This window comes from Sphingobacterium sp. PCS056 (assembly GCF_023273895.1).
GTDB lineage: Bacteria > Bacteroidota > Bacteroidia > Sphingobacteriales > Sphingobacteriaceae > Sphingobacterium.
Window position 1 is genome coordinate 2,301,449 of the sequence record NZ_CP096883.1, and the last position, 22,373, is coordinate 2,323,821.

24 protein-coding genes are annotated in these 22,373 nt (G+C 35.6%); 15 read left to right on the plus strand and 9 right to left on the minus strand.

Annotation, left to right across the window (positions count from 1 at the left end; genetic code table 11):
* Positions 1–35 precede the first annotated feature (35 nt).
* A complete protein-coding gene (ybaK, locus tag MUB18_RS09535) occupies positions 36–512 on the minus strand; it encodes a Cys-tRNA(Pro) deacylase (protein ID WP_045754695.1) in 477 nt (158 codons plus the stop codon).
* 396 nt (positions 513–908) lie between these two features.
* Entirely contained in the window at positions 909–1,964 is a 1,056-nt protein-coding gene (locus MUB18_RS09540; RefSeq protein ID WP_248755733.1) for an outer membrane beta-barrel protein, read from the minus strand.
* A 328-nt stretch (positions 1,965–2,292) separates the two neighbouring features.
* Between MUB18_RS09540 and MUB18_RS09545 the strand changes: the two genes are divergently transcribed.
* From MUB18_RS09545 to MUB18_RS09570, 6 genes are all read left to right on the plus strand, one after another.
* Positions 2,293–3,597, plus strand: a complete 1,305-nt coding sequence (locus MUB18_RS09545) for an ammonium transporter (protein WP_045755626.1) — start codon at positions 2,293–2,295, stop codon at positions 3,595–3,597.
* Between the two features lie 416 nt (positions 3,598–4,013).
* Complete coding sequence (locus tag MUB18_RS09550) at positions 4,014–5,153, plus strand: sensor histidine kinase (protein WP_045754697.1); 1,140 nt, start codon at positions 4,014–4,016, stop codon at positions 5,151–5,153.
* Positions 5,154–5,755: 602 nt separating this feature from the next.
* The gene (locus MUB18_RS09555; RefSeq protein ID WP_248755734.1) at positions 5,756–6,997 is read left to right on the plus strand and encodes a glycine betaine/L-proline ABC transporter ATP-binding protein; all 1,242 of its coding nucleotides are present in this window, start codon (positions 5,756–5,758) and stop codon (positions 6,995–6,997) included.
* A gap of 2 nt (positions 6,998–6,999) precedes the next feature.
* Positions 7,000–7,827 (plus strand): ABC transporter permease, encoded by an 828-nt coding sequence (locus tag MUB18_RS09560; protein WP_248755735.1) that lies wholly within the window; start codon positions 7,000–7,002, stop codon positions 7,825–7,827.
* 10 nt (positions 7,828–7,837) lie between these two features.
* Positions 7,838–8,668 carry a glycine betaine ABC transporter substrate-binding protein gene (locus tag MUB18_RS09565; RefSeq protein WP_248755736.1) on the plus strand — a complete coding sequence of 277 codons (831 nt, stop codon included), beginning with the start codon at positions 7,838–7,840 and terminating at the stop codon, positions 8,666–8,668.
* 143 nt (positions 8,669–8,811) lie between these two features.
* Positions 8,812–9,117 carry a hypothetical protein gene (locus MUB18_RS09570; protein WP_045754700.1) on the plus strand — a complete coding sequence of 102 codons (306 nt, stop codon included), beginning with the start codon at positions 8,812–8,814 and terminating at the stop codon, positions 9,115–9,117.
* Positions 9,118–9,272: 155 nt separating this feature from the next.
* On the opposite strand, the gene MUB18_RS09575 is transcribed toward MUB18_RS09570, so the two are convergent.
* The 5 genes from MUB18_RS09575 to MUB18_RS09595 all read right to left on the minus strand — a co-directional run bounded on the left by MUB18_RS09575 (position 9,273) and on the right by MUB18_RS09595 (position 14,862).
* On the minus strand, positions 9,273–11,684 hold the full coding sequence (locus MUB18_RS09575) for a TonB-dependent receptor (RefSeq protein ID WP_248755737.1): 2,412 nt from the start codon (positions 11,682–11,684) through the stop codon (positions 9,273–9,275).
* Positions 11,685–12,007: 323 nt separating this feature from the next.
* Positions 12,008–12,544 (minus strand): dihydrofolate reductase family protein, encoded by a 537-nt coding sequence (locus tag MUB18_RS09580; protein WP_108158543.1) that lies wholly within the window; start codon positions 12,542–12,544, stop codon positions 12,008–12,010.
* A 119-nt stretch (positions 12,545–12,663) separates the two neighbouring features.
* On the minus strand, positions 12,664–13,956 hold the full coding sequence (locus tag MUB18_RS09585; RefSeq protein ID WP_045754702.1) for a hypothetical protein: 1,293 nt from the start codon (positions 13,954–13,956) through the stop codon (positions 12,664–12,666).
* Between the two features lie 370 nt (positions 13,957–14,326).
* Entirely contained in the window at positions 14,327–14,509 is a 183-nt protein-coding gene (locus tag MUB18_RS09590; protein WP_045754703.1) for a hypothetical protein, read from the minus strand.
* A 68-nt stretch (positions 14,510–14,577) separates the two neighbouring features.
* A complete protein-coding gene (locus MUB18_RS09595) occupies positions 14,578–14,862 on the minus strand; it encodes a Bor family protein (RefSeq protein ID WP_248755738.1) in 285 nt (94 codons plus the stop codon).
* Positions 14,863–15,291: 429 nt separating this feature from the next.
* On the opposite strand from MUB18_RS09595, the gene MUB18_RS09600 reads away from it, so the two are divergent.
* The 4 genes from MUB18_RS09600 to MUB18_RS09615 all read left to right on the plus strand — a co-directional run bounded on the left by MUB18_RS09600 (position 15,292) and on the right by MUB18_RS09615 (position 16,911).
* Positions 15,292–15,537, plus strand: coding sequence for a hypothetical protein (locus tag MUB18_RS09600; RefSeq protein ID WP_248755739.1), 246 nt, complete (start codon positions 15,292–15,294; stop codon positions 15,535–15,537).
* 81 nt (positions 15,538–15,618) lie between these two features.
* Positions 15,619–16,068, plus strand: a complete 450-nt coding sequence (locus MUB18_RS09605) for a lysozyme (protein WP_045754706.1) — start codon at positions 15,619–15,621, stop codon at positions 16,066–16,068.
* Positions 16,069–16,070: 2 nt separating this feature from the next.
* Entirely contained in the window at positions 16,071–16,394 is a 324-nt protein-coding gene (locus MUB18_RS09610) for a hypothetical protein (protein WP_248755740.1), read from the plus strand.
* A complete protein-coding gene (locus MUB18_RS09615) occupies positions 16,375–16,911 on the plus strand; it encodes a hypothetical protein (protein ID WP_248755741.1) in 537 nt (178 codons plus the stop codon). The genes MUB18_RS09610 and MUB18_RS09615 overlap by 20 nt, the downstream gene beginning before the upstream one ends.
* Before the next feature lie 219 nt (positions 16,912–17,130).
* Here MUB18_RS09615 and MUB18_RS09620 read toward each other — a convergent pair whose 3' ends face one another.
* Positions 17,131–17,568 carry a hypothetical protein gene (locus tag MUB18_RS09620; RefSeq protein ID WP_248755742.1) on the minus strand — a complete coding sequence of 146 codons (438 nt, stop codon included), beginning with the start codon at positions 17,566–17,568 and terminating at the stop codon, positions 17,131–17,133.
* 447 nt (positions 17,569–18,015) lie between these two features.
* On the opposite strand from MUB18_RS09620, the gene MUB18_RS09625 reads away from it, so the two are divergent.
* Positions 18,016–18,822: a helix-turn-helix domain-containing protein gene (locus MUB18_RS09625; protein WP_248755743.1), complete on the plus strand. Its 807-nt coding sequence runs from the start codon at positions 18,016–18,018 to the stop codon at positions 18,820–18,822.
* A gap of 441 nt (positions 18,823–19,263) precedes the next feature.
* A complete protein-coding gene (locus MUB18_RS09630; protein WP_248755744.1) occupies positions 19,264–19,686 on the plus strand; it encodes a lipocalin family protein in 423 nt (140 codons plus the stop codon).
* 427 nt (positions 19,687–20,113) lie between these two features.
* Here MUB18_RS09630 and MUB18_RS09635 read toward each other — a convergent pair whose 3' ends face one another.
* Positions 20,114–20,455, minus strand: coding sequence for a hypothetical protein (locus MUB18_RS09635; RefSeq protein WP_248755745.1), 342 nt, complete (start codon positions 20,453–20,455; stop codon positions 20,114–20,116).
* Between the two features lie 351 nt (positions 20,456–20,806).
* Here MUB18_RS09635 and MUB18_RS09640 point away from each other — a divergent pair, with 351 nt between their 5' ends.
* The 3 genes from MUB18_RS09640 to hypB all read left to right on the plus strand — a co-directional run bounded on the left by MUB18_RS09640 (position 20,807) and on the right by hypB (position 22,370).
* A complete protein-coding gene (locus MUB18_RS09640) occupies positions 20,807–21,196 on the plus strand; it encodes a hypothetical protein (protein WP_094771383.1) in 390 nt (129 codons plus the stop codon).
* Positions 21,197–21,287: 91 nt separating this feature from the next.
* Positions 21,288–21,635: a hydrogenase maturation nickel metallochaperone HypA gene (locus MUB18_RS09645; protein WP_045755029.1), complete on the plus strand. Its 348-nt coding sequence runs from the start codon at positions 21,288–21,290 to the stop codon at positions 21,633–21,635.
* Between the two features lie 6 nt (positions 21,636–21,641).
* Positions 21,642–22,370, plus strand: coding sequence for a hydrogenase nickel incorporation protein HypB (gene hypB / locus MUB18_RS09650; protein WP_248755746.1), 729 nt, complete (start codon positions 21,642–21,644; stop codon positions 22,368–22,370).
* The last annotated feature ends 3 nt before the right edge of the window (positions 22,371–22,373 follow it).

The window sequence follows — 22,373 nt, forward strand, 5'->3', positions numbered from 1 at the left end:
TATTTTTTTTTGTATTTTTATACAGTTGAATTGCGTTAGGCGATACAGATGATATCAGCAAAATTAGCATGTGTTACTTTGATCAAGTCATGGGGGTTGATTTCAATCTGTAGGCCCTTTTTGCCGGCGCTAATGATTATTTTATTTTCTAAGGAGGCGAGTTCTTCTAGGTATGTTGGAAATGCTTTTTTCATTCCTATAGGAGAACAGCCACCTCTGATATAGCCCGTTACATGCTGCAGGTCTTTCATCGGGAGCATTTCACATTTTTTATTACCAGAGATATGAGCTAATTTTTTTAAGTCTACCTGTGCATTTCCTGGTATAACAGCGACGATATAGGGATCTTTCTGTCCAGTTAGCACTAGGGTCTTGTAGATCATTTCTACTCGAATTCCTAAAGTTTTCGCCACTTCCGTTGCACTTTGGTGCTCATCTTTTACTTCATAATTCTTTAATTCATAAGTAATGTCCAGGTTGTCGAGGATGCGAGCAGCGTTAGTTTTTACCATTTCTTTGAGATGTGTTTTTCTATAATCTAATAAGCGTCATGTAATAAAAAATGAATGTAACGATGTTTTTGTAAAAAAACAATTTGTAAATCTATGGTGTGAAATTTAAAAATTGGACTTTGATGATTATGGTGTTTTGGTTTTTATTGAAATACTAAGCGTTTGTTTTATGAAAAGTAATCGTATTGTTTTTGTGAATTATTAACAAAAAAGGGATTGAACAAATAAAATGAACAATCCCTTTTTTATTTAAAATCTTACTTCATTGTCAAAATAATATGTCCTGTTCGGAATGCTTAATTGTTCACATAAGCCTCCTGACTATTCCGAAAAACATAACCTATTATATTTTAAATAAGGATTTTTGTATGGTTGACAGTCTGATTATGTTATTTTTTAGAATGCATATACAAGTGCAAGTGAAAACTGTCCAGCACTTTTTGTTGGAGAAAGGTCTTGCTTGACAAACATTTGTGAATCGCTGTTGTCCAATCTAATTTCGGGGATAAATGTAAATCCATGATGTTTGAAGTTTGCTGTTAGAGTGGTTGCGATAATTTTATTACTGCTTGTTTCGGTTGTGGGCATTTCCTTTGTTTTGAAGTATTCTCCACGAATACCTATGCCAATATTTTCATTGATATTCACCTTTGGATATAGTGCTACTCCCGCATATCCACCTTCACCTTTTCTATTGTAATTTGTCGCATTTGCTCCTAATGAAAACATAGGGGAGAATGAATAGTTTCCTACGAAATCAATCAAGGTTCCGGAGCTATAATTAGCTGCGCCACCTTGTGAAGAACCCGTAAGAAAGTTTAGATAAAAACTTGATTTTTCATTTGGTGTTACTGATAATTGCGATCCAATGTGCGATACGCCATTTAGATCTTGGTATACATTCCAGTCATTAAAGATTCCAACCATCAGCCCCACTTTGTCAGAAAAAGCGTATTGCGCTTTTATTCCGGCATCTTGAAAAGGTCCGGCGCCAAAAAGATAAGAAGTAGAATAATGAAAATTGAATGAAGGGCAAATAACCTCGTAGCCCACAAACGTACCCATAAATCCAGCTGTCAGACTAAGTTTTTCCGTAAGTGCGTACGATATATAAAGATTTTGAATATGAAAACTGTTTTTGTCATCTCCATCTTGACCATCTCCATTCAATATAGATCGATACTGGCCTCTTGGTCCAAAGGATAGTTCACCTACGAATGATGCTTTTCCAGTCGTTTTTTTAAGAGCAAGGTCGACCATTCCAATGGATACAGAATTGTTGTCTTCTGTAAAATAGGTATTGATATTCGGTTGTTTTTGAAAATCATATTTCCAGTATGTATCTACCGACCCTGATATTTCCAAGTCTAATAAGTCGTATTTTTTACTTTGTGCGTATATTTTTCCAAAAAATATGACTAAAAATAATGTTGCTGAGATGATTTTTTTCATTTTTTAATGTTTTTAAATGTTTGTTTTTAATTTTTACTCATTTAAAATCACTAAAACCTCTAGTTGTTATATGTATTTGTGCTGCATGTAGATTTTTTTTAATTAAAATTTATAGTTTTTAGCATTTATTCTAGTTGTTTTTGTGTTTTTAGGTTGATTATGTTTAGGATCCTACTGTAAATATATGATTTTTTTTATATTTTATTGATTTTTTAATTATTTGAAGTTATATTTGAATAAAATAAAATCAATTACATTTGTTTTTGGTTATTTTGTAACAAAAAATAGTATTATTTATGAAATTATTAAACTTAAATCTTTGAATATTATGAAAAAATTCATTCCTCTTATTATTTTGGTATGTTTAGCAATTGTCGGCTTACTTACTCCTTCATTAGAAGTCACTAATGTAGCAGGTGTGGAAATTGACACAGGTGATACCGCCTGGTTGCTAGCATCGTCTGCTTTGGTATTGATTATGACTCCAGGTTTAGCATTCTTTTATGGTGGGATGGTCAGTAAGAAGAATGTAATCTCCACGATGATGCAAAGTTTCATCTGTATGTGTATTATTTCTGTGCTGTGGGTCATCTTCGGCTTTAGTTTAGCTTTTGGAGAGGATATTGGGGGTATTATTGGAGATCCTCGAACTTTTTATATGATGAAAGGCATGTTGGGTAATGTGTCTTGGTCAGCTCTGCCTACGATCCCGCTCGTATTATTTGCGATGTTTCAACTGAAATTTGCCATTATTACGCCCGCGCTTATTACAGGGGCTTTTGCCGAACGTGTTCGCTTTAACTCGTTTATGGTATTCATTATTTTGTTCAGTATTTTTATTTATATGCCCTTGGCACATGCTACTTGGCATCCAGAAGGTATACTAGCTAAATTTGGTGTTTTAGATTTTGCGGGTGGTACTGTTGTGCACATGTCTGCTGGATGGGCAGCGTTAGCATCAGCTATATATCTTAAGGGGCGTAAAAAGCCAACACACTCTCCAGCTCGTATTAGTTATGTGATTTTAGGAACAGCTTTGCTGTGGTTTGGCTGGTTTGGATTTAATGCTGGTTCTGCTGGTGGTGCAAATAGTCTTGCAGCATATGCTTTTGCTACAACAACAACCGCATCAGCTGTAGCGGCTATTGCTTGGATATTTGTAGATATCATTCGTGGCAAAAAACCATCTGCTATGGGCGCTTGTATTGGAGCTGTTGTTGGATTGGTGGCCATTACACCTGCAGCGGGTTTTGTTACCATTTCACATTCCATTGTTATTGGACTTGTAGCTGCTTTAGTCAGTAATTTAGTTGTGTTCTTACGTAGCAAAACAAGTATTGACGATACCTTAGATGTATTTCCTTGTCATGGAGTCGGTGGTATGGTTGGTATGATCCTTACAGGTGTTTTTGCTAATAGCAGTGTCAACAGTGTCGTGACGACAAATGGCTTATATTTCGGTGAAACGGGTTTGTTTATCGCGCATGTAGTGGCGCTTATTGCTGTGTCTGTATTTGCATTTTTCGGATCTCTTCTTTTGATTAAAATAACAGATCTAATCACGCCGCTTCGTGTACATGAAGTGGAAGAAGAACTTGGATTGGATATTACTCAACATGATGAGGAATTGTAACACTAACATTATTTGAACCAATATTAACTCTTGTAAAGGTGCAGTATTTGCTGCACCTTACTTGTTTTTAGGTCAGTTATTAATTTAATATCATCCTTTTTTTAATTTTCAGTCCTCACCGACCATCATTAATCTTTCTTTTCTATAGCTTTGATTAATGGTCTAATCTTGCTCCAATATTTTTTATAGGAGGTGAACTTACCAAGTTTATTTTTTTTATCTACATCCCTGTGAGAAACCAACAGTAAGCGCCATTTAGACATTTCTTCTGCTTCCTTTTTCGCTTGAGCATGTCTGTTGTTATTGTTAATTATAAAATTTCAGGTAGGTGAAACGATTTGAATAGAAAATTTCAGATAACTTTGTTCAAAGATTACCCTATTATGTGATGGTGTGTGATCTAGACTTTGCGGAAAATGGAAGAAATCAATTATTCTGATAAAAATAGACGACTAGTGCCTACCCGTTTTAAACGGATGTTTTTGGTCGTATTTGCATTTGTTTTGCATTATTTAGTTTCTTACATCCTCGATCCGTATTCTGCCTATTGGCAAGATTATTTTAAAAGAAGCATCTCTGAGATTGTAGCAGAATGGGCGGTTTCTTTTTTATTTTGTTTTCTGATTTCTGAAGTAAGTATTTTTATCCATCGAAAGTTGAACATGCGCGTTCCTTGGACACAAAATAAATCGAAAAGGCTTTTCCTTGAAATCACCCTTAATTTCATCGCTGTACTGACGCTTATTTTGATGAATATGATTTGCTATGCGATCATAGATCCTCAGTCTGCTCAAATAGAATCAGTTCCTTCTATGGAGGAAATAAAAGATATTTTGCAATGGATCGTCGTGAGTTTAGTGATTTCTTTTATGATTATTTCCATCAATACCATGAGTTATCTGATCAACAATTGGATTGAAACAGCTACGGAAATGTCTGCCCATAAAATAAAAGCTGCTGAATTAAAACAAGCATCTGTAGAAGCTGAGCTTAATGCATTGAAGATGCAATTGGATCCTCATTTTATATTTAATAATCTCAGCGTACTTTCCGAATTGATATTGGAAGATCAACAGCTTGGATTCGAATATTCTGAAAATTTTGCTAAAGTGTATCGGTTTTTATTAGTGAATAGTAAAAAAAATATGATAACGCTAGATGAGGAAATTAGATTTTTAAATGCCTATATATTTCTAATAGAACATCGCGTTGGTAGTGGTGTCAATTTTACGATTGATATCCAAGATCATAGTCGTCATATGTATATTCCCTCATTGACTTTACAATTGCTCATTGAAAATGCAATTAAACACAATTCTACCAATAAGCGACGTCCTTTAATGATTCATATTTCTAATGCCGAAGTCGGCAAGGTTGTTATCGAAAATACGTTATCACCTCTTGATCATTCGGAAATTACATCGACTGGTATAGGGCTTAATAATATTACAAGCCGTTTTCAGTTGCTGGGAGAACAAGTTCCAGAGGTGACAAGAGATCAACATACTTTTCGCGTGAGTATCCAATTGGTAACCTATGATAGTGAACATACATAGCTATATGGTTACACGGGTTACAGGATGTTGCCGTCGGTCAGATCAATTCAAATATTGAACCCAAACAGGAATTTCTATATTAAAATATGGAGAGCTGAATTGATTTGGATGAGCTTAGGAATAGTGTTTAAAAAACGGGGTGTAAAACTGTTTTGATACCCTTTTGATTTTTTAAATTGGTGATTATTAGTGCTATATTGGGTGCTCTGTAAGCCAGTGTTTTAATGGCATAAAATGTCATTTATTTTATTTTTCGTACCTTTGTGCCGTCATATGACACGGAGGCCATGTTTTTTTCCGTTAAGACAGTCTCCTTTTTGGAGCTCTGTCTGAGTTGTTCGCCATATACTTGTTAAGTATAAAAGAGGTATTATTTTTTTATATCTCGTCTTTTAAAAGATTCATTTCTTTTTCATGATTGCTCTTCATCGAACTAAGAGTAAAATGTATTTATTATCAAGTTGATTGAACAAGAAGTAGGTCTACGATCGAACTCAACTTTAGGGATATGTTTGTGTTATTAAAAATAACATGAATGTATTTGCTATTTAAAATATGCCCAATGTGACGTGACAATTTGTTTCATATCAAAAAAAATAAAAATGGATAAAAACAGAAAAGTTAAGATAAAAGTTGAAGACTTGACAATTGTGTTCGGTAAACAAAAGAAGTTGGCTCTAAAATTACTGGGTGAAGGTTGTACAAAAAAAGAGATTCTAGAAAAAACCGGTTGTACGATCGGTATTAATGAAGCTAATTTTGAGATCTATGAAGGAGAGTTTTTTGTCATTATGGGACTTTCTGGAAGTGGTAAATCGACTTTACTAAGATGCCTGAACCGATTGAACGAGCCTACCATGGGTAAAGTTTTTATCAATAATGATGATATCACCAGTAAGAATAACAAAGAGCTTTTAGAAGTGCGGAGAACTGAAATGAGTATGGTCTTTCAGAAATTTGGATTATTGCCTCATCATACCGTTTTGACCAACGCTGCTTTTGGTTTAGAAATTAGAGGCGAGGACAAAATGTCTCGTGAAGCGAAAGCTCAAAAAGCGCTTGACATCGTCGGTCTGAATGGTTTTGAACAGCAGTTTCCAATCCAGCTGTCGGGTGGGATGCAACAACGAGTAGGCTTGGCTCGCGCTTTGGCAAATGATCCGGAAGTCTTGTTAATGGATGAAGCATTTTCAGCACTAGATCCTTTGATCAAAACCGAGATGCAGGATCAGCTATTGGACCTTCAGGATACTTTGCAAAAAACTATTGTATTCATTACGCATGATTTGGATGAAGCCATCAAGCTTGGTGACCGTATCGTGATTATGAAAGATGGTATAATTGAGCAGATTGGTACGGCAGAAGATATTTTAACCAACCCTGCGAGTGATTATGTGAAAGCTTTTGTGGATAAAGTCGATCGAAAATCTATTATCACTGCGGGTTCATTGATGACTGAGAAGCCGACATTGGTCAGATTTAAAAAAGATGGCCCTGAAGGAGCGCTCCGTAAGATGAGAACAACTGGATTGGAAATATTACCTGTAGTGGATATTCATGATACTTTCTTAGGCTTTGTCAATATTAATGAGGTTATTCAAGCTGCCAAGCGTAAAGATCCAACTGTAGAGTCTATTATTCATATGAATGTGCCGTCTGTATCAAAAGATGTGACGGTGGAAGAGATGTTGCCATTGATTTCTGAGACACGATCTCCAATAGCGGTGGTCAATGATCAGAATAGATTGTTGGGCATAGTGACACAAACGTCGCTCATTATCGAAGCAACAAAGTTTAACGAAGAGGAAATTAACGAATTAAAAGAAAAAGCAAATAATCAATAACAATGAGTAAAATAATAGATATAGGTCAATATATTGAAGTTGCAATTAATTGGCTTACAGAAAATTTTAAGCCTTTATTCGATTTTATAAAACATACCGGTAATTCATCCATTATCGGATTAGAGTGGATATTTTTAGCGATACCATTTTTTGTGGTGATTGCACTTTTTACAGGTTTGGCATGGTGGAAATCCGGCAAAGGAGTTGCGATCACAACTTTATTAGGACTGACGCTGATTTACATGATGGGGTTTTGGAAGGAGACGATGGAGACTTTATCATTGGTTTTGGTTGCAACGGCTACAGCTTTGATACTTTCTGTTCCCTTGGGTATTTGGGCTGCAAAAAATAAACTAGCTGCGAAGATTATCCGCCCCATGTTAGACTTGATGCAGACGATGCCTGCTTTTGTTTATCTGATACCGGCAGTGTTATTTTTTAGTATCGGTAAAGTTCCTGGAGCATTTGCGACTATTATTTTCGCTATGCCGCCAGCTGTTCGTTTGACGACTCTGGGTATCGATGCTGTGCCAAAGGATATTGTTGAAGCAGCACGTGCTTTTGGAGCTACCAATCGACAAATCTTGTTTAAGGTGGAACTGCCTTTAGCGATGAAAACTATTTTAGCAGGTATAAACCAGACTATATTATTGTCCCTATCCATGGTCGTGATTGCCGGAATGATCGCAGCAGGAGGTTTAGGAGAAAAAGTACTTGAAGGAATCAATAATCTGGATATAGGACTTGGATTTGAAAGTGGTTTGTCTGTCGTCATCTTAGCCATTATCTTAGATAGGATAACACAGGGTTTTGTACAGAATAAAAAATAATATGAAGAACATGAAATTAGCGTTAATCTGGGGCATTGTCTTATTGCTAAGCGCTTGTCAGCCAGATGGCAACAAAAAATATATCAATGTAGGTATGGTGGATGGCTGGGCAGAAGGTGTTGCCATGACCTATGTTGCAAAGGCGGTTCTAGAAGAAATGGATTATCAACTGGTGATCCAGCGCGCTACACCCGATATGATATTAGCATCCATGAACAATGGCGATACAGATCTTTATATGGATGTTTGGCTTCCTTTGACTCATGGTTCTAAAATTGCAAAATTTCCCAATCTTGTTGATATCGGTACGAGTTATGCGCATGCCAGAAATGGTCTGGTTGTACCCGATTATGTGCCTATCAATTCGATAGAAGAGTTAAGAACACACGAAGGTCAATTTAATCATCAGATCATGGGTATTGAAAAAGGAGCTGGTATCACGGCTGCGGTAGATCGTACCATAAAAGACTATGATTTAAACTATCGACAGGTCAATTCATCCACCGTAGCGATGATCACTGAATTGCAGAATGCGATTAAAGAAAAACGCTGGATTGTCGTCGCGGCATGGCAGCCACACTGGATGTTTGGCAAGATGAAGTTGAAATTTCTAGAAGATCCGAGAGCATCTTTAGGAACCGCAGAGCAGATCAAGATTTTTACGCGCAAGGAATTTCCTGCTGAGCAGCCCGAGTTGACACGTTTCTTTTCTCAGGTTCATTTTGATATGGGCACTATGGCCAATTTATTGATGAAAATGGAAGAAAGTAAAGATAAAGAATCTACCGCAAAACAATGGGTTGCAGACCATCGATCTTTGGTCAATAGTTGGTTGCGATAGTGAATATCTTGATGATTTTAATGGACTGAATTTTGTTTAATCTTTGGATTTTTGAATTTCATATAAAAAGCAAGTACTTTCGTATAATATTAAAATTTCTTCCTACCTTAAAGACTAGATTTGTTTAGCAGCATCGTTAATGTATGATGATTAATAATGCGGTATGGTTATATCTTAAATTAAGAATAATGATGGTCAAGCAGGTATTAATTTTTAAAAGCTCAGTAAAAACAAACGAAAAGAAAAACTTTTTAATGCAGATCTTAAAGGTTAATATGCCGGAAGTACAATCTGCAACCTTGGATCTGGATGACGAAGATTCTATCTTTCGTATAGAAACCGAAGGATGTTGTATGGATCGATTAATAAGTCTTCTACAAATTCATGACATTAAAATTGATTTCTTGGATCGATTTATAGTTGAAAATAGGAAAGCTGATACGGCATAAGGATACTTTTATGGTGTTTTCGCATAAAGATCTTTTTGTATGAAGATTGGATTTTCATTATTAATGCATAAAAATGCTTATTTTGTATTCGTATTTTTTTATTGGATAGTATTAAAACATAGAGGCTGCACTTTGGCAGCCTCTATGTTTTAATACTAAAAACGGTAGGCGATACTACCTAAGATATTTCTTGGCATTTGCGGATTGACCGTTGTCCAACCTTTAAAGTAAGTTTGGTTGGTCAGATTATTTGCTTTAACAGCAAACTCCATATGTTTGTAACCATAAGACAGGCTGGCGTTCAGTAATGTATAAGACGGCAGTACAAAAGTTCCTGTAGGGACACTGTTGGTAATGATATTTTCACTAGCGTGATTAATTCCAAAACCAATACCTATACCTTTTAACGTTCCTTGTTGTAAAGTATAATTTGCCCAGATATTCGATAGATTTTTTGGGCCAGCTTCAGTAGGACGAAGGTTGTTCACAGTAGCTGCAGCTTTTGTTGTTTTACTATCGTTGAAACTATAGCTTAAGATGACATTTAACCCTTGAATAGGAGCTGCGGTTAAGTCCAAGTCAACACCACGACTTAAACGTGTTCCATCCTGTACACTGATGTTGTAGCTTTTGCCATCTATTTCTACTGTTTCAGGACGGATCATATTGTCTACACTGATATCGTAGTAACTGGCAGTAAGACCGATTTTATCCTCAAGTAGATTGAATTTTACACCAGCTTCCCACTGCGAAGCCTGTTGAGGTTTGAAATCACCAGATATACTAGGGTGTGGTTGTACCACAGGTGATACGTTTTTAAAACCATTTTGATAGTTTGCGAAGAAGGAAACCTGATCTTTGATCGCTTCATAAACGAGACCGGCGCGTGGCGAAAAGGCTGTTTGGTTAAATGCTCCGGTAGTCGTATCCTTATCGATGTTATAAGTTCCTTTGTTATTGAAATAATCCATGCGTAAAGCAAGGTTTAAATGCAATTGTGAAGTTATGTCCAATACATTGGAAACATATGCACCAAATACTTCGGTGCGGCCGCGATTGTTGGTTTTTGAACCATTGGAAGCAGCAATTGCGGCGTCAATAAAAGCAGCGTTAAATTTGTAGTAATCCGGATCGTCGTATGAAGTATTGATCTGATCCGTCTGTACATAAGGAGAGTTGTGCGTTTCTGTTTTTTGAGAAAGAAAATCTAGGCCCACAAGTAATCTATTGCGCATACCACCGATATGAAAATCACCTGTAAAATTTTGTTGTGCATTGAAGTTAGTTGCTACATAATTTTGAAGAGCTGCATATCGGTTAATCAAGGTGTCGTTGGTATTTTGCAAGTACATAATGTATTGAAAGTAACCATCAGATTTACGTCTGTTATAATTGACAGTTGTGTTGGATGTCCACTTCTCATGGATACGGTAGGTCACATTTCCACGCAAGTTGGTACTTGGGTTTTTAAACGTTACATCATTGTTGGTGTAAGACTTGTTAAAGTTAAATTGTAATTCATCAGGCGTTCTTGCAAACAATTGACGGGAACGATTGAGGAATACCATCATAGGATTAGTCGCTTTGCTCTGATAAATTTCCGCATCCAGTTGAATGTCTAATTTGTCATTTGGTCTGTAAAGTAAAGAAGGTGCAACAAAAAATGATTTATTAAATCCTGCGTCCTGGAATGTCCCAGTGTGCGAATATGCTGTATTGATACGGCCGAGAAGTTTTTTGTTTGCTGTCAAAGGGCCGTAAACATCTGCTGTCACGCGATGTTGTGCATAGCTACCAAAGATATAATTGACACGTCCACCTATAGTATCCAACGGTTTTTTAGTGATGTTATTGATCAATCCACCAAAGCCAACTGCAGCACCACCATACAAAGAACCTGAAGGACCTTTAATCACCTCGATTGTTTCTAAATTAGCGGGATCAGGATTCGTGCTGGCAATGCTGACTACACCATTGACCATCGCTGCCTGTGTCGTAAATCCACGTAAGGTGTAGTAGGAGACTCCATCTCCGGGGCGACCGGTCGCTGCCCATAATTTGTCAATACCCGAAACATTGGCCAATGCATCGTCATAATTTGTATTTACTTGACTTTTTAGCAATTCTTTGGTAACAACAGCATAAGATTGCGAGTTTTCCATATTGCGAAGAGGCATTTTAGATACGTATAAGCTTTGTTTGCGCGTATACTTATTCTTGTTAGTGCCATTGATCACTATTTCTTCTAGTGTGGATTGGTTCTCGGTAAGATAGATGTCAGCAATGGTATTTCTTTTTTCTTCTATCTGGATCTCTCGGGTCTGAGATTGAATGCCAATGGCTGAGATATAGATTTGTGCAGGACCGGGTTTTACTGATTTTATGAGATAAGAACCGTTGGTTCTAGTAGAAACGCTGATGTCCTGAGGAAGTAGTTTGACCGTGATGCCTTCAACTGGCTTTCCATCCGCTGAGAATATTTTCCCATATATTTCTGTTTTTTGTTGCGCTTGCGCATGGAGAGAGCATGGAAGCAGCAGCATGAGGTAAATGATAATATTATTCATAGTGTTTATTTCTTTTATTTAGATTAATTATAAACAGTGCAAATATATTATTCATGTTACACTTTTCAAAGCGTAATTTTATTATCCTTTATTTTTATTGAAAAAGACAGTTTGTGTTTTTTGGACGGTCACAATCGCGCTATATAAAATGCCCGAAAAGCTTATGTGGAGATCATGAGTGTGGTGAAGCGTTGACAATCATTTTATTTAAGATACTAATATTTTGTTGTCGTCTATGAAAATAGAGTCAATATGATCTATGGAAGATAAATTGACTCTACTTTTTAATCAACGATCTAATCAGAATATCGCAAGTAGCTCAATTACACTCCAATGCTTTTGTAATGCAGTTGCGTTAATCCTGTTTTGAACTGTTTGGTTGAGACAAGTTTTAGGTTTTGCTCCGGTCTCCCGTCCTGAAAGAGTTTGGTTCCATTTCCAACTAAGATCGGAATAATCGAAATCACAAATTCATCAATTAAATTGTCCCTTAAAAGCGCATTGACGATTTCAGCTCCACCATCAATAAAAATTTTTTTTCCGGCTTCACTTTTCAATTTTAATATGAGGTCCTTTAGATCCGCTGTGTAGAAACTGGTGTTGCCAATAGCTGGTTTTGGAGTTCTCGTTATGATGTAAGATCGCTTATCTGCATGGTGAAATTCCGGAACGTGCCTCATGATCCAATCATATGTTTTTCTCCCCATCACTACCGTATCTACAGATGCTATAAACGTTGCATAACCGTAGTCTTCACCTTCCTGTTCTACTAGGGATAAAAAACCCAGGTCATCATTTGGTTTAGCGATATAGCCATCTAAACTCATAGCAATATATAGGATTACTTTTCTGTCTACCATATGCTGTTTCTTTATTTTAAAATTATACTTCTTTCATTTACATACAATGGAAGTCAGGTTTCACTACTTTGATCTAGCATAGTAGGTTGAATCACGAACTTCTATATTTGATCATGGACTTAGTTATCTTTTAAGTTGACCTCTTTTTTTTCTCCATTTTTGTCTATGGTCACTCGTTTTTCTATATGAGCCTGATCCCTGTAATGCTGTCTAGCAGAGGCATAGTTAGTATTAGATCCGGTATATCCCCAGTAATTATAATAATTAGTATATCCAGTTACATACGAATAGTTATACGAGTTGGTAAAATCAAAACTGGCCATGATCACATATGTCCCAGGGAGAAGATCCGCAAATTCAAAATGTCCCTCATCATCATAAACCTTCGCTTTCTTAATTCCTGCTCCAAAATTTGAATCTAATGGTACCTCAGGTATTTTCCCTTGTTTTTTTATCTTTTTATTAACGGCGGTCCACTCTTCGTAGTATGCAGAATTTGGGAAAAGTGTGATTTCTGTACCCTTTGGAGCAAACTGTTTTTTGGCCGTATTGACCAGTCCGCCCAGTTTCTTGCCCGTGTTATCTTTTGCATAGGCTGTTCCTGTAATAACACTACTACCTGTTGTAATCTGCTGTACCGCCTGTTCTTTATTGAACTGACTTTTTATCGGTTGGTAGTCTAGTTCTTCATTGGTACAGATTTCCCACATGCCATTGCCCAAGGACATTTCCCGTTGCCATAAACGGTGATCTTTTTTGTCAATCACATAGTTGTAGATCGCTCCTGTGCTTTCTTCCAATACGGAGGCTAACCACGTATCATGGTTTCCGGTTTTAGGTGAACGATAAGCATAACTTTTAACCTCTTTGATGATGTAGTTGGAAGTTAAAGTATCCGAGTTGTCATCGTAATAAAACTGCGAAAAAGTTCCTTTATAGCCTACAGTGAGAGGTAAGGTGGTCATCATATTATCAGCTAGGTTGAAATCAATAAATGAACCTGGTGATTTTAAATTCAATATTTTATCCTTTTTGGTTTTTTTTGAATAATAATTCCCTCTTATGGTTTCTCCAAAATCGAGGTTGAATTTACTTCCGCTGCTTTCAGATTGGTAACTGATCGATCTTAGGGTCTTAGCATCTGCAACAGACGTTCGGATATTAGACCACTCATTACTTTTGTCTGTGTATTTGTAATGGAATATCAATTGATTGTTTTCGTAAGAGATGTCATAAGTCATCGTTCCTTTCTTTGTCCAGCTAGTATCCTTTACATAGTATACCGTGTATAAAGATTTTTGAGGTTTAAGATAAGACGTATTAATATCAGGACTGCCAGGTGCAATCATTTTTTGACAAAGTGCTATAAAAGGAAGCAGATTAAGTACGAGTATAAGAGTTTGTTTATTCATGTGCATTTTTACTATAAAAAAGATAAAAAGGGCGTTAAATATTCACTCATTTAATTTTTATCTAAGATAATAAAAATGTAAAAAAATAGAAGCACTTCAGTTCTTCGTATTTATCAAGCCACATTTATAGCCTATTTCTTTTTTTTCGGGTGCTGGGGATGTAATGATACTTATCTGAAGATATACTATGTTTATTACTTAATAGATATCTTGATGTTGCACCGTTTGATTTTGAAGTAATTAGATAATAGGATTATTAAAGTGAAGTACGCGGAGTGCAGAAGAATTTTAAATTTAAAAATTTATTTTTGATAGGTACAAGTCAGGTATAGCGTGTTAAAACTGAAATAGAGGTAGGCTGATATAGGACTTAATTTCTTTTGCGTATTGTTATGATAATAAAAATGAGGATGGTCAATAACAGAATTTTGCCTGCCAAAAAACCATAATCAAAACTGCTCATCGGAGTATTGCCGACAAATAGGATATTTAAAATACTGAATAGTATATATACACAAATTGCAATAGCTGTCCAGAAAAATACTTTTTTCATGATATAGATTATAGGATAGATTTAAAAGGCTGCCAGTAGACAGCCTTTCAAATTAAATTTAAGCGTTACTATTTCGTAACAGTCGTCACTGTTGGTGTGTAGATACCAAATGTGATTGCAGATAATAGACCATTTACAAAAGATTGTCTAGTATGTACGGTGTAATTTTCAGCACCTTCAGCCATTGCTTTAGAATCTGAAACTCCAACTGGAGCCAAACCGGCGATCACATAATGGTTCCATTTTGTTACTTGTTGACTTCCTTGTGCACCTTTTCCTACTACACTGGTGTAAGAATAACAAGAGGTTAGCATAGCAGAAACTGTTAAGACAGCTGCGAATTTGAAAAACATTTTCATTTATTTATAATTTAGTAATATATGTAGCTGATTTATTGTATATCTATATAGTTTAATTCCAAATATCGGTAGTCATTAATTTTTGGGATTATAAAATATAAATAGTGCAGCAAGATATTAATTTTAATTAATATTTATTGATAATCGTGATATTGAATTTAAATCTGTTATTCTACTGTAGTTGATAAGCTACAGTAGTCATATGAAGATGAAAGCTCAATTCATTTTTATTTTACTTTAAAATAGCCTATTATTCTTTTCTTATTTCTCTGAATTTTAACACATTTCGATTGTTAAAGTGTGATTATATCTGACATTTTCGGTATCCCACCGATACCGCGTACAAAACATAGATATCCGGATTTTTTGTCTCATCACTGCTCTACTTTTGTAGTAGATATTTCAAACTAGTATAAAACAAAAATGAAAGAGAAAATTTCAGCAGCCCTTACAGCCCGATATAAAGAGCTGGGTTTTGAAGCAAAAGCAATTTCGGAAGTAGCCCATTATTTGGCTAAAAAGGTAATCTATGAAGAAGATATTGATGGTGCGATCCAAGATGTAAAAGGGCTGCTGGAAGCCTTTCAGCGTAATGCAAGTACACCAATTCGATGTGCTGTTATTAATCACAGCAAGTGTATCGGTCAAACTTCCATTTCATGCAAATAATCTAGGCGTTGGAATAGACGGCCATTAATTACAGATAAGCTCTCCGTCAGGGAGGGCTTTTTTTGACAAAAAGAAATGATTATGAAGATAGGACAAAAAGGATTACAACTGATAAAGGATTTCGAGGGTTGGTACAGCAAACCTTATCTCGATCCTATTGGGATACCCACTATAGGTTATGGATTTACCTATTATCTTCCCAGCAGACGGCGGGTCGCCATGCAAGATATTCCACTCACAAGAGAAGAAGGTGATCGGATGTTAACCGATATCCTTACATATTATGAAAATGATGTGCTGAGACTAGTGATGAAACCCCTCAAGCAATCACAATTTGATGCATTGGTATCTTTCACATACAATTTGGGTGCGACAAACTTAGGTAAATCAACATTGTTGAAGAGGATCAATCAAGATCCAAATGATAAGCGTATTGCAGACGAGTTTATGAAATGGGACAAAGCAGGAGGGAAGGTTTTACCTGGTTTGGTACGACGTAGAGCGGCAGAAGCAAAATTATATTTTAGTTAGGCATGATGGAACTATTGGAATTAGTGGAACGATTTGGTACGCCTGTGATCACCGGAATAATTGGTTATTTCGTTGGGCGTCCAAAGCAGCAAGCAGAGGTGGAAGCCACCAATGTCGAAAATGCAGGAAAGGTGATTGATAAATGGGCAGGTTATGCAGATCGCTTGGAGAAGAATATCGAACAGCTACGCGCTGTCATTGAAGATTTAAACGATGCTTTGCGCATTGCAAATGATGAGCATATAGCTTGTGCAAAAACATTAGCGAAGCTACAGGCGGAATATGATGACCTCATGAAACTTTTTAATGAATTACAAATTGAATGAAAGAAAATTAAAAATGAAGATAATAGCAGGAATGATCGTAGTCATACTTTTAGTTAATGGCTGTGGTTTATTTAAAAAAACCACAAAAATAAAGCAATCGGAAATAAATGAAAACATAAGCGCCATAGAGCTTGATTTAAAAAAAGAGAATGAAACACTGGTGACAACGGAAACAGATTTGCAATCTTTTGTATGGCTGGATGGAGAGACTATGATACAATTAGAAGGAGAAAATGTTAGGATTGAGAAAGATGGTACCGTCCTTATGGGTAGAGGTAAAGTCCATCAGAAAAGCCGAGAGCAATCCAGTGCAGTGCAGTTGATGAGTAAAGCTACAAAATTGGAACAACATGAAAAGAAACAGACAGCGATTGAAACAAAACAAAAAAACACTTTCGAAAAGAAAGCTTCCAGTCGTGTCAGTAAGCTAGAATCGAGTATGATATTCTGGTTTTGCATCACTCTTTTTATACTAATTTTCAGTTGTGTACTCTGGATCAGGAAAAAGATCAGATAGAAATTGCACGATGTAAAAAAAGACCACTTACCTTTTGTTAAGATGGTCTTTTTTTTGTGTTCATGGACTACGAGTTTTGGACTTCTCGGGTTTTTACTTGCTCCATATTTCTGATATAATTTTGGAGATAAACTCATTTTTAATTGTATATAATGGGTGTTATCGTCTTCCGTTTCAGATTAAAAGTACCTGATGTTTTCGAACGATCACTTAAGGGCTCTATTTACTGTTATACCGCGTATGTATGAGGTAATAATTTGCGATCTGTTTAATTTCTTTTTTAAAATCACCGTACATGTCGTATTGATTACAGGCACAGATAATGGATTTTTGTAGAGTATCGTTACTAATATTCAGGTACGGGATAGTTTCCTTATAGATCGTGCTTTTTACTTTAGTCTTCAACGAAACCAATTTTTCTGGCTGAAAGATTCTGAGTACTACAGAAATGGCTTTGTACCGATGTTGGATGTCTTTATAGTTGATGAATTCACCTTTGATCTGTTCAGGATTGATTCCAACAAATGCGCAATAGCAATCTATTACTGCATGGATTTTGGATAGATCAGGTTCGTATATGCTATTGATCGTTTTGAGTACATCCGGGTAATTTTCTGTTAAAAAGTTCATAATAAAAGAATGATATAGTGTGTTCATGTTTCAATTGTTAATGGTTTTATAACGCAGTTAGTGGGCTAAAAAGCTTTGGTTATAGTACGTATGCTGATCGCTTTGCTTGTTCAACTAATGCCCGCAATAGGAGGAACATATTTTTTGAAGCTGCTTTCATACAAGGATGTTATTAATTCTTTTCATCTGCTTATTTTTTTTGTGATGTATACTGTTTTTATCGTTCAATGTAATTATTGAGTTAAACAAAGTTAAACAGAAAAGTTAAACTTCAAAGATTTTTTTAAATTATTTTATACACATATAGTTTTAATATAAATAATATTAAACTTTTTTGTTTATATTTAATATTCTTATAATCAGTATTTTGTATGATTATTATTGCTTATTGTTTGTTTAGGTTAACTAGATTGTGTAACTTAGCGTCAGGTTGTTATGTTTTTGTGTAACAATTGATTAAATACTATGAAAATCATGGAAACTTACCTAAATAATAATTTTGAGGTATTACGCTTGGAAATGAAAGTGACCAATCGCGAATTTGCGGCTATTTTAGGTGTGCGGGAACAGGTGTATTCGCGCATCAAAAAAGGCGAATATCCCATAGGTTTGACCATGAAAACCCGTATAGAAAATGCATTTCCGCAGGTCAATTATGATTGGTTGCTTTACAATCGTGGAAATCGTGAAAAGCGCGAATCCTTTGTTCAGTCGGATGCGGTTTCTATGGTCAGTGTAGGAAACGGAAAATCCATCGGTTATTTTTCTGATGAAGTGAAATTTATGGATGAAAATAAAAACAACATCTTTTTTGAAGTTTCCCCTGGCCGCTATTTGATGCAGACCAAATTGGTGACCGAAAAAGCAAAAGCGGGTTACTTATCTGGTTTTTCCGATTCTGAATATATGGATGAGCTGCCCGCACATTTTATCACGGTCAATGAGTTTCATAGGGGTGTATACCGTTCTTTTGAGGTTAGTGGTGATAGTATGACTGACGGTACAGATGCAAGTGTCTTGGATGGCGATATCGTTACCGGACGTTTGATCAAAAGGGAGTTGTGGCTATCTAAATTCCATACCCATAAATATCGCTATTGGGTTATTGTACATCGTTATGAAGGGGTCATTATTAAAGAAATCAGCCATCATGATGTAGAAAAAGGTATCCTTACACTGCATTCCCTGAATGCCGATAAAGTCAAATATCCGGACTTTACCATTACACTCGACGATGTCGATCAGATTTTTAATGTCGTGGATATCAGTCGGTCTTTATAATTCGATATCATAAAATTGCTTATTTATGCACTGAGATCCGATTGATTGTGCTGTAGCTGTTGTTGTATTATAAATAAAAATACATCGATTTTAGAGCTGTCTTGCTTTCTTAAATTAATTATTAAATATGTGGAATAAGCAGCATCTCTATTTTATCAAATAAATATACAGCAGGTGCAAGTTTGGGGTAGTCACTCGTAGATTATATGTTATTTGTAAATTTATTAGTTATAGACGAATGAAAAAAGAGCTGTTTTATAACCTTATCTTACTTTTTATTATCATTCCATAGAGTGGCTTGTAAGCCACAATTTTTGATTTAAAACTAGGATATTTCCGAGCTTTATTTAGTTTTGCGAAGATTTTGAATGAATATAAATCTTTGTGAAAGGAAATGGATTTAGTGATCAATATAAAATTAAATTAACCCCTATAGTATATATGAAAAAAATAGTAACAATTATTGTTCTTTTTGTAACGGTGTTTGTTGCATCTTGTTCAAAAGATGAGGCTTCCATAGATGGATCTGAAAGTATTGTTGGACGTTGGGTTCTGCAAGAGATGCAAGAGTTAAATACAATGAAAAAAGTTCCTTATACCGATGGAATCGAATATTCGTTTAAAGCTGACGGTACCTTCACAGGTATTACAGTCGAAATCGATTTTGACGAAATTGAACCCGTTTGGATAAAAGTCCCAGTTTCGGGTAAGTACAAATTTTCTTCGGATAGACAAGAAATCACAATAACAGAAAATGGTCGTCAACAAGAAGTATTTGATGTCTATACTCTGACAACAAAAAAGATGATTCTACGGGGTAAATATCAAGATTTTGAAGTGCAATCTACATTTACTAAAAAATAGATTAGCGTATCAAATTTTGTATAATTCTTAAATTTCATCAGTTATATTTCTTAAAAAAATCTTAGGCTTACTTCTGCATTAATATGATTTTTGGAGAGGTGACGATTGCTTACGCTAACTTCGATAAACATATCTTTTATTTTGATCATACATATTTAATTTATCTATATCATTGGTTTATATATTATTGTAGAATAATAGGGGACTATAAAAAGTACAGTAATTTGAAGATGTTGAAGAGAATGTATTGATAAGGCTAAGTACGTGTGACTATTCGAACTTGATCAGATCCGGTTCAAATCGTTTTTCAAATTAGAAAGTGCCTCAAAGTTGGACTACTTTTTAGCTTTGTCCATCCCTTAGTTGTGAAATAGTAAAACCTTTTTACAAATTTGCGAACACTTCTTGTGTAGAAGGGGATGATTATTTAGAAATTTCGATCCTTTATGGTAAAGTAAGGTTTACTATTTCCTAAAGTTGGTTCCCTATTTCTCAAAGTTGGTTCCCTATTTCGCAAAGTTGGTTCCCTATTTCGCAAAGTTGATTCCCTATTTCCTAAAGTTGGTTCCCTATTTCCTAAAGTTGGTTCCCTATTTCCTAAAGTTGGTTTCCTATTTCCTAAAGTTGGTTCCCTATTTCCTAAAGTTGGTTCCCTATTTCCTAAAGTTGGTTCCCTATTTCTCAAAGTTGGTTCCCTATTTCCCAAAGTTGGTTCCCTATTTCTCAAAGTTGGTTCCCTATTTCTCAAAGTTGGTTCCCTATTTCTCAAAGTTTGTTTGCTCTTTCTCAAAGTTGGTTCGCTGTCCCGATAGTTTATTCCGACTTATTTTATCTAATGAGTTATTTACATGTTAGTTGGGTAATTGTTTCTATGCTTTTACCCCACCATATCAAGACTAATACATGTTGTTAAATATCAGTAGATGAGCATTAATTGTCATCGTACTTTTTAGAGGTCGTCTTTATAAGGATTTTTCATATGACCTATTAAAAGTTTAATAGACAAAACGAAGATTATCCTATTTCGTGAAACAAAATTCAAGATTTGTGCTATTTTACTTCTCATTTTTTGCTGTAAATTTGTTGAATTAAAAACAATGAGTTTTTAGAATCGTTATTTATGATGTTGAGACTAGTTATTTTTGTGCTGTCAGTATGGTTTTTTCCTTTGCAATCTTTAGGATCAACCACTCATGCTACAGTACGGAATCGTGCTAGTTCTAGCTCCTTCCAAAGGAGATTTGATCCTGTGGATCAGTTGATCGATCATGCAGACGACAAGCTATCTGACAAGAAAAATTCTCTTTTTCAAGAAATGTATTTTTGGGATATCGATTTCGATCTGGATAAGGATTTTAAATATGACACATTATTTGCCATCTACGATTTAACTGTTCGCTTGTTATTTCCCCATCAGACAGCATATCTGGATACCTATTCATCACAAGCTGATCTTCCGGTCCAATCCCGTAAATTCCTACTTTTTGAGCAGATAAAGATACCTTTTTAATCTGCTATCCTGACGTATATGTTATAGCGTCAAAAACCTGAATCGCTACACACAAAAATCAATTCTATATTATCTAAGATTAAACACTATTATGCACGAGCTTAGTATTGTAAAGGATATCTTCGATACACTGGAAGGCCATTATGGTTCTCGAGTGGAAGATGTTCAACAGATTCAAGTAACCGCAGGTCTGCTGTCAAATGTGCAGCCTGTTCTGATCCAGAATGCTTTTGATGCCTTTATTACTGAGAATAGGGGGTATGCAGATATGGAACTGGAAGTTATCGTTAACGATATCTTAGCATATTGTGATGACTGTCAAAAGAATTTTCCAGTTCATTACCACCGTTTTGTATGTCCCTGCGGACGCTCTTCATCAACAATTGTTCAGGGAAACGAATTGTATATTTCAAAAGTAATTTTTAAACAAGAAAAATAAGAAATTATGTCAACTAACTCATCTAATCCAAAAAGTGCTGGAAACCGCGTCGGTTCAGTACAATGTGATAACACCACATTACATTTATTAAAAGCCAATGATTATGTTGCAAATGCTATCCGCGAACGTTTAAAAGACGTTTGTGTCATTAATGTTTGTTCTTCTCCAGGTTCCGGTAAAACAACTCTGATGCAAGAAACTGGAAAACTACTTGCAAATGATCTTAATATTTCGGTATTGGTCGGTGATCCTGAAACGGAGCGCGATGCGATCAGAATGCGTGAGGTTGGTCTCAATGCCTTGCAGATCGTGACTGGTGGTATGTGTCATATCGAGGCGCAGATGATTTTGCAGGCGCTTGACCATATTGATATCACAGGGACAGATCTCTTATTTATTGAGAACGTCGGTAATTTACTTTGTCCTTCAGCTTTTGATTTAGGCGAAGATTACCGTGTTACATTATTAGCAACAACTGAAGGTGATGATAAACCGAAAAAATATCCACGTATGTTTCTAACGAGTGAATTGATGTTGGTATCAAAATCTGATTTATTGCCCTATGTGCCTTTTTCAGTAGATGCTGTAACGAAAGATGCTCGTGAGGTAAATCCGAATATTGAAGTGATTACTATCAGTACATTAAAGCATGAGGGTATTGAAGAGTGGTGCAACTGGTTGAAAGAAAAAGTGAAGCAAAAAAAAGAATCGAGACTTCAACCGGAAGTAAAATAGGAG

What these genes read in the sequence shown, in the direction of transcription:
- ybaK (WP_045754695.1), bottom strand. Translation starts at nt 512, where the DNA reads ATGGTAAAAACTAACGCTGCTCGCATCCTCGACAACCTGGACATTACT.
- MUB18_RS09540 (WP_248755733.1), bottom strand. Translation starts at nt 1,964, where the DNA reads ATGAAAAAAATCATCTCAGCAACATTATTTTTAGTCATATTTTTTGGA.
- MUB18_RS09545 (WP_045755626.1), top strand. Translation starts at nt 2,293, where the DNA reads ATGAAAAAATTCATTCCTCTTATTATTTTGGTATGTTTAGCAATTGTC.
- MUB18_RS09550 (WP_045754697.1), top strand. Translation starts at nt 4,014, where the DNA reads ATGGAAGAAATCAATTATTCTGATAAAAATAGACGACTAGTGCCTACC.
- MUB18_RS09555 (WP_248755734.1), top strand. Translation starts at nt 5,756, where the DNA reads ATGGATAAAAACAGAAAAGTTAAGATAAAAGTTGAAGACTTGACAATT.
- MUB18_RS09560 (WP_248755735.1), top strand. Translation starts at nt 7,000, where the DNA reads ATGAGTAAAATAATAGATATAGGTCAATATATTGAAGTTGCAATTAAT.
- MUB18_RS09565 (WP_248755736.1), top strand. Translation starts at nt 7,838, where the DNA reads ATGAAATTAGCGTTAATCTGGGGCATTGTCTTATTGCTAAGCGCTTGT.
- MUB18_RS09570 (WP_045754700.1), top strand. Translation starts at nt 8,812, where the DNA reads ATGATGATTAATAATGCGGTATGGTTATATCTTAAATTAAGAATAATG.
- MUB18_RS09575 (WP_248755737.1), bottom strand. Translation starts at nt 11,684, where the DNA reads ATGAATAATATTATCATTTACCTCATGCTGCTGCTTCCATGCTCTCTC.
- MUB18_RS09580 (WP_108158543.1), bottom strand. Translation starts at nt 12,544, where the DNA reads ATGGTAGACAGAAAAGTAATCCTATATATTGCTATGAGTTTAGATGGC.
- MUB18_RS09585 (WP_045754702.1), bottom strand. Translation starts at nt 13,956, where the DNA reads ATGAATAAACAAACTCTTATACTCGTACTTAATCTGCTTCCTTTTATA.
- MUB18_RS09590 (WP_045754703.1), bottom strand. Translation starts at nt 14,509, where the DNA reads ATGAAAAAAGTATTTTTCTGGACAGCTATTGCAATTTGTGTATATATA.
- MUB18_RS09595 (WP_248755738.1), bottom strand. Translation starts at nt 14,862, where the DNA reads ATGTTTTTCAAATTCGCAGCTGTCTTAACAGTTTCTGCTATGCTAACC.
- MUB18_RS09600 (WP_248755739.1), top strand. Translation starts at nt 15,292, where the DNA reads ATGAAAGAGAAAATTTCAGCAGCCCTTACAGCCCGATATAAAGAGCTG.
- MUB18_RS09605 (WP_045754706.1), top strand. Translation starts at nt 15,619, where the DNA reads ATGAAGATAGGACAAAAAGGATTACAACTGATAAAGGATTTCGAGGGT.
- MUB18_RS09610 (WP_248755740.1), top strand. Translation starts at nt 16,071, where the DNA reads ATGATGGAACTATTGGAATTAGTGGAACGATTTGGTACGCCTGTGATC.
- MUB18_RS09615 (WP_248755741.1), top strand. Translation starts at nt 16,375, where the DNA reads ATGAATTACAAATTGAATGAAAGAAAATTAAAAATGAAGATAATAGCA.
- MUB18_RS09620 (WP_248755742.1), bottom strand. Translation starts at nt 17,568, where the DNA reads ATGAACACACTATATCATTCTTTTATTATGAACTTTTTAACAGAAAAT.
- MUB18_RS09625 (WP_248755743.1), top strand. Translation starts at nt 18,016, where the DNA reads ATGGAAACTTACCTAAATAATAATTTTGAGGTATTACGCTTGGAAATG.
- MUB18_RS09630 (WP_248755744.1), top strand. Translation starts at nt 19,264, where the DNA reads ATGAAAAAAATAGTAACAATTATTGTTCTTTTTGTAACGGTGTTTGTT.
- MUB18_RS09640 (WP_094771383.1), top strand. Translation starts at nt 20,807, where the DNA reads ATGATGTTGAGACTAGTTATTTTTGTGCTGTCAGTATGGTTTTTTCCT.
- MUB18_RS09645 (WP_045755029.1), top strand. Translation starts at nt 21,288, where the DNA reads ATGCACGAGCTTAGTATTGTAAAGGATATCTTCGATACACTGGAAGGC.
- hypB (WP_248755746.1), top strand. Translation starts at nt 21,642, where the DNA reads ATGTCAACTAACTCATCTAATCCAAAAAGTGCTGGAAACCGCGTCGGT.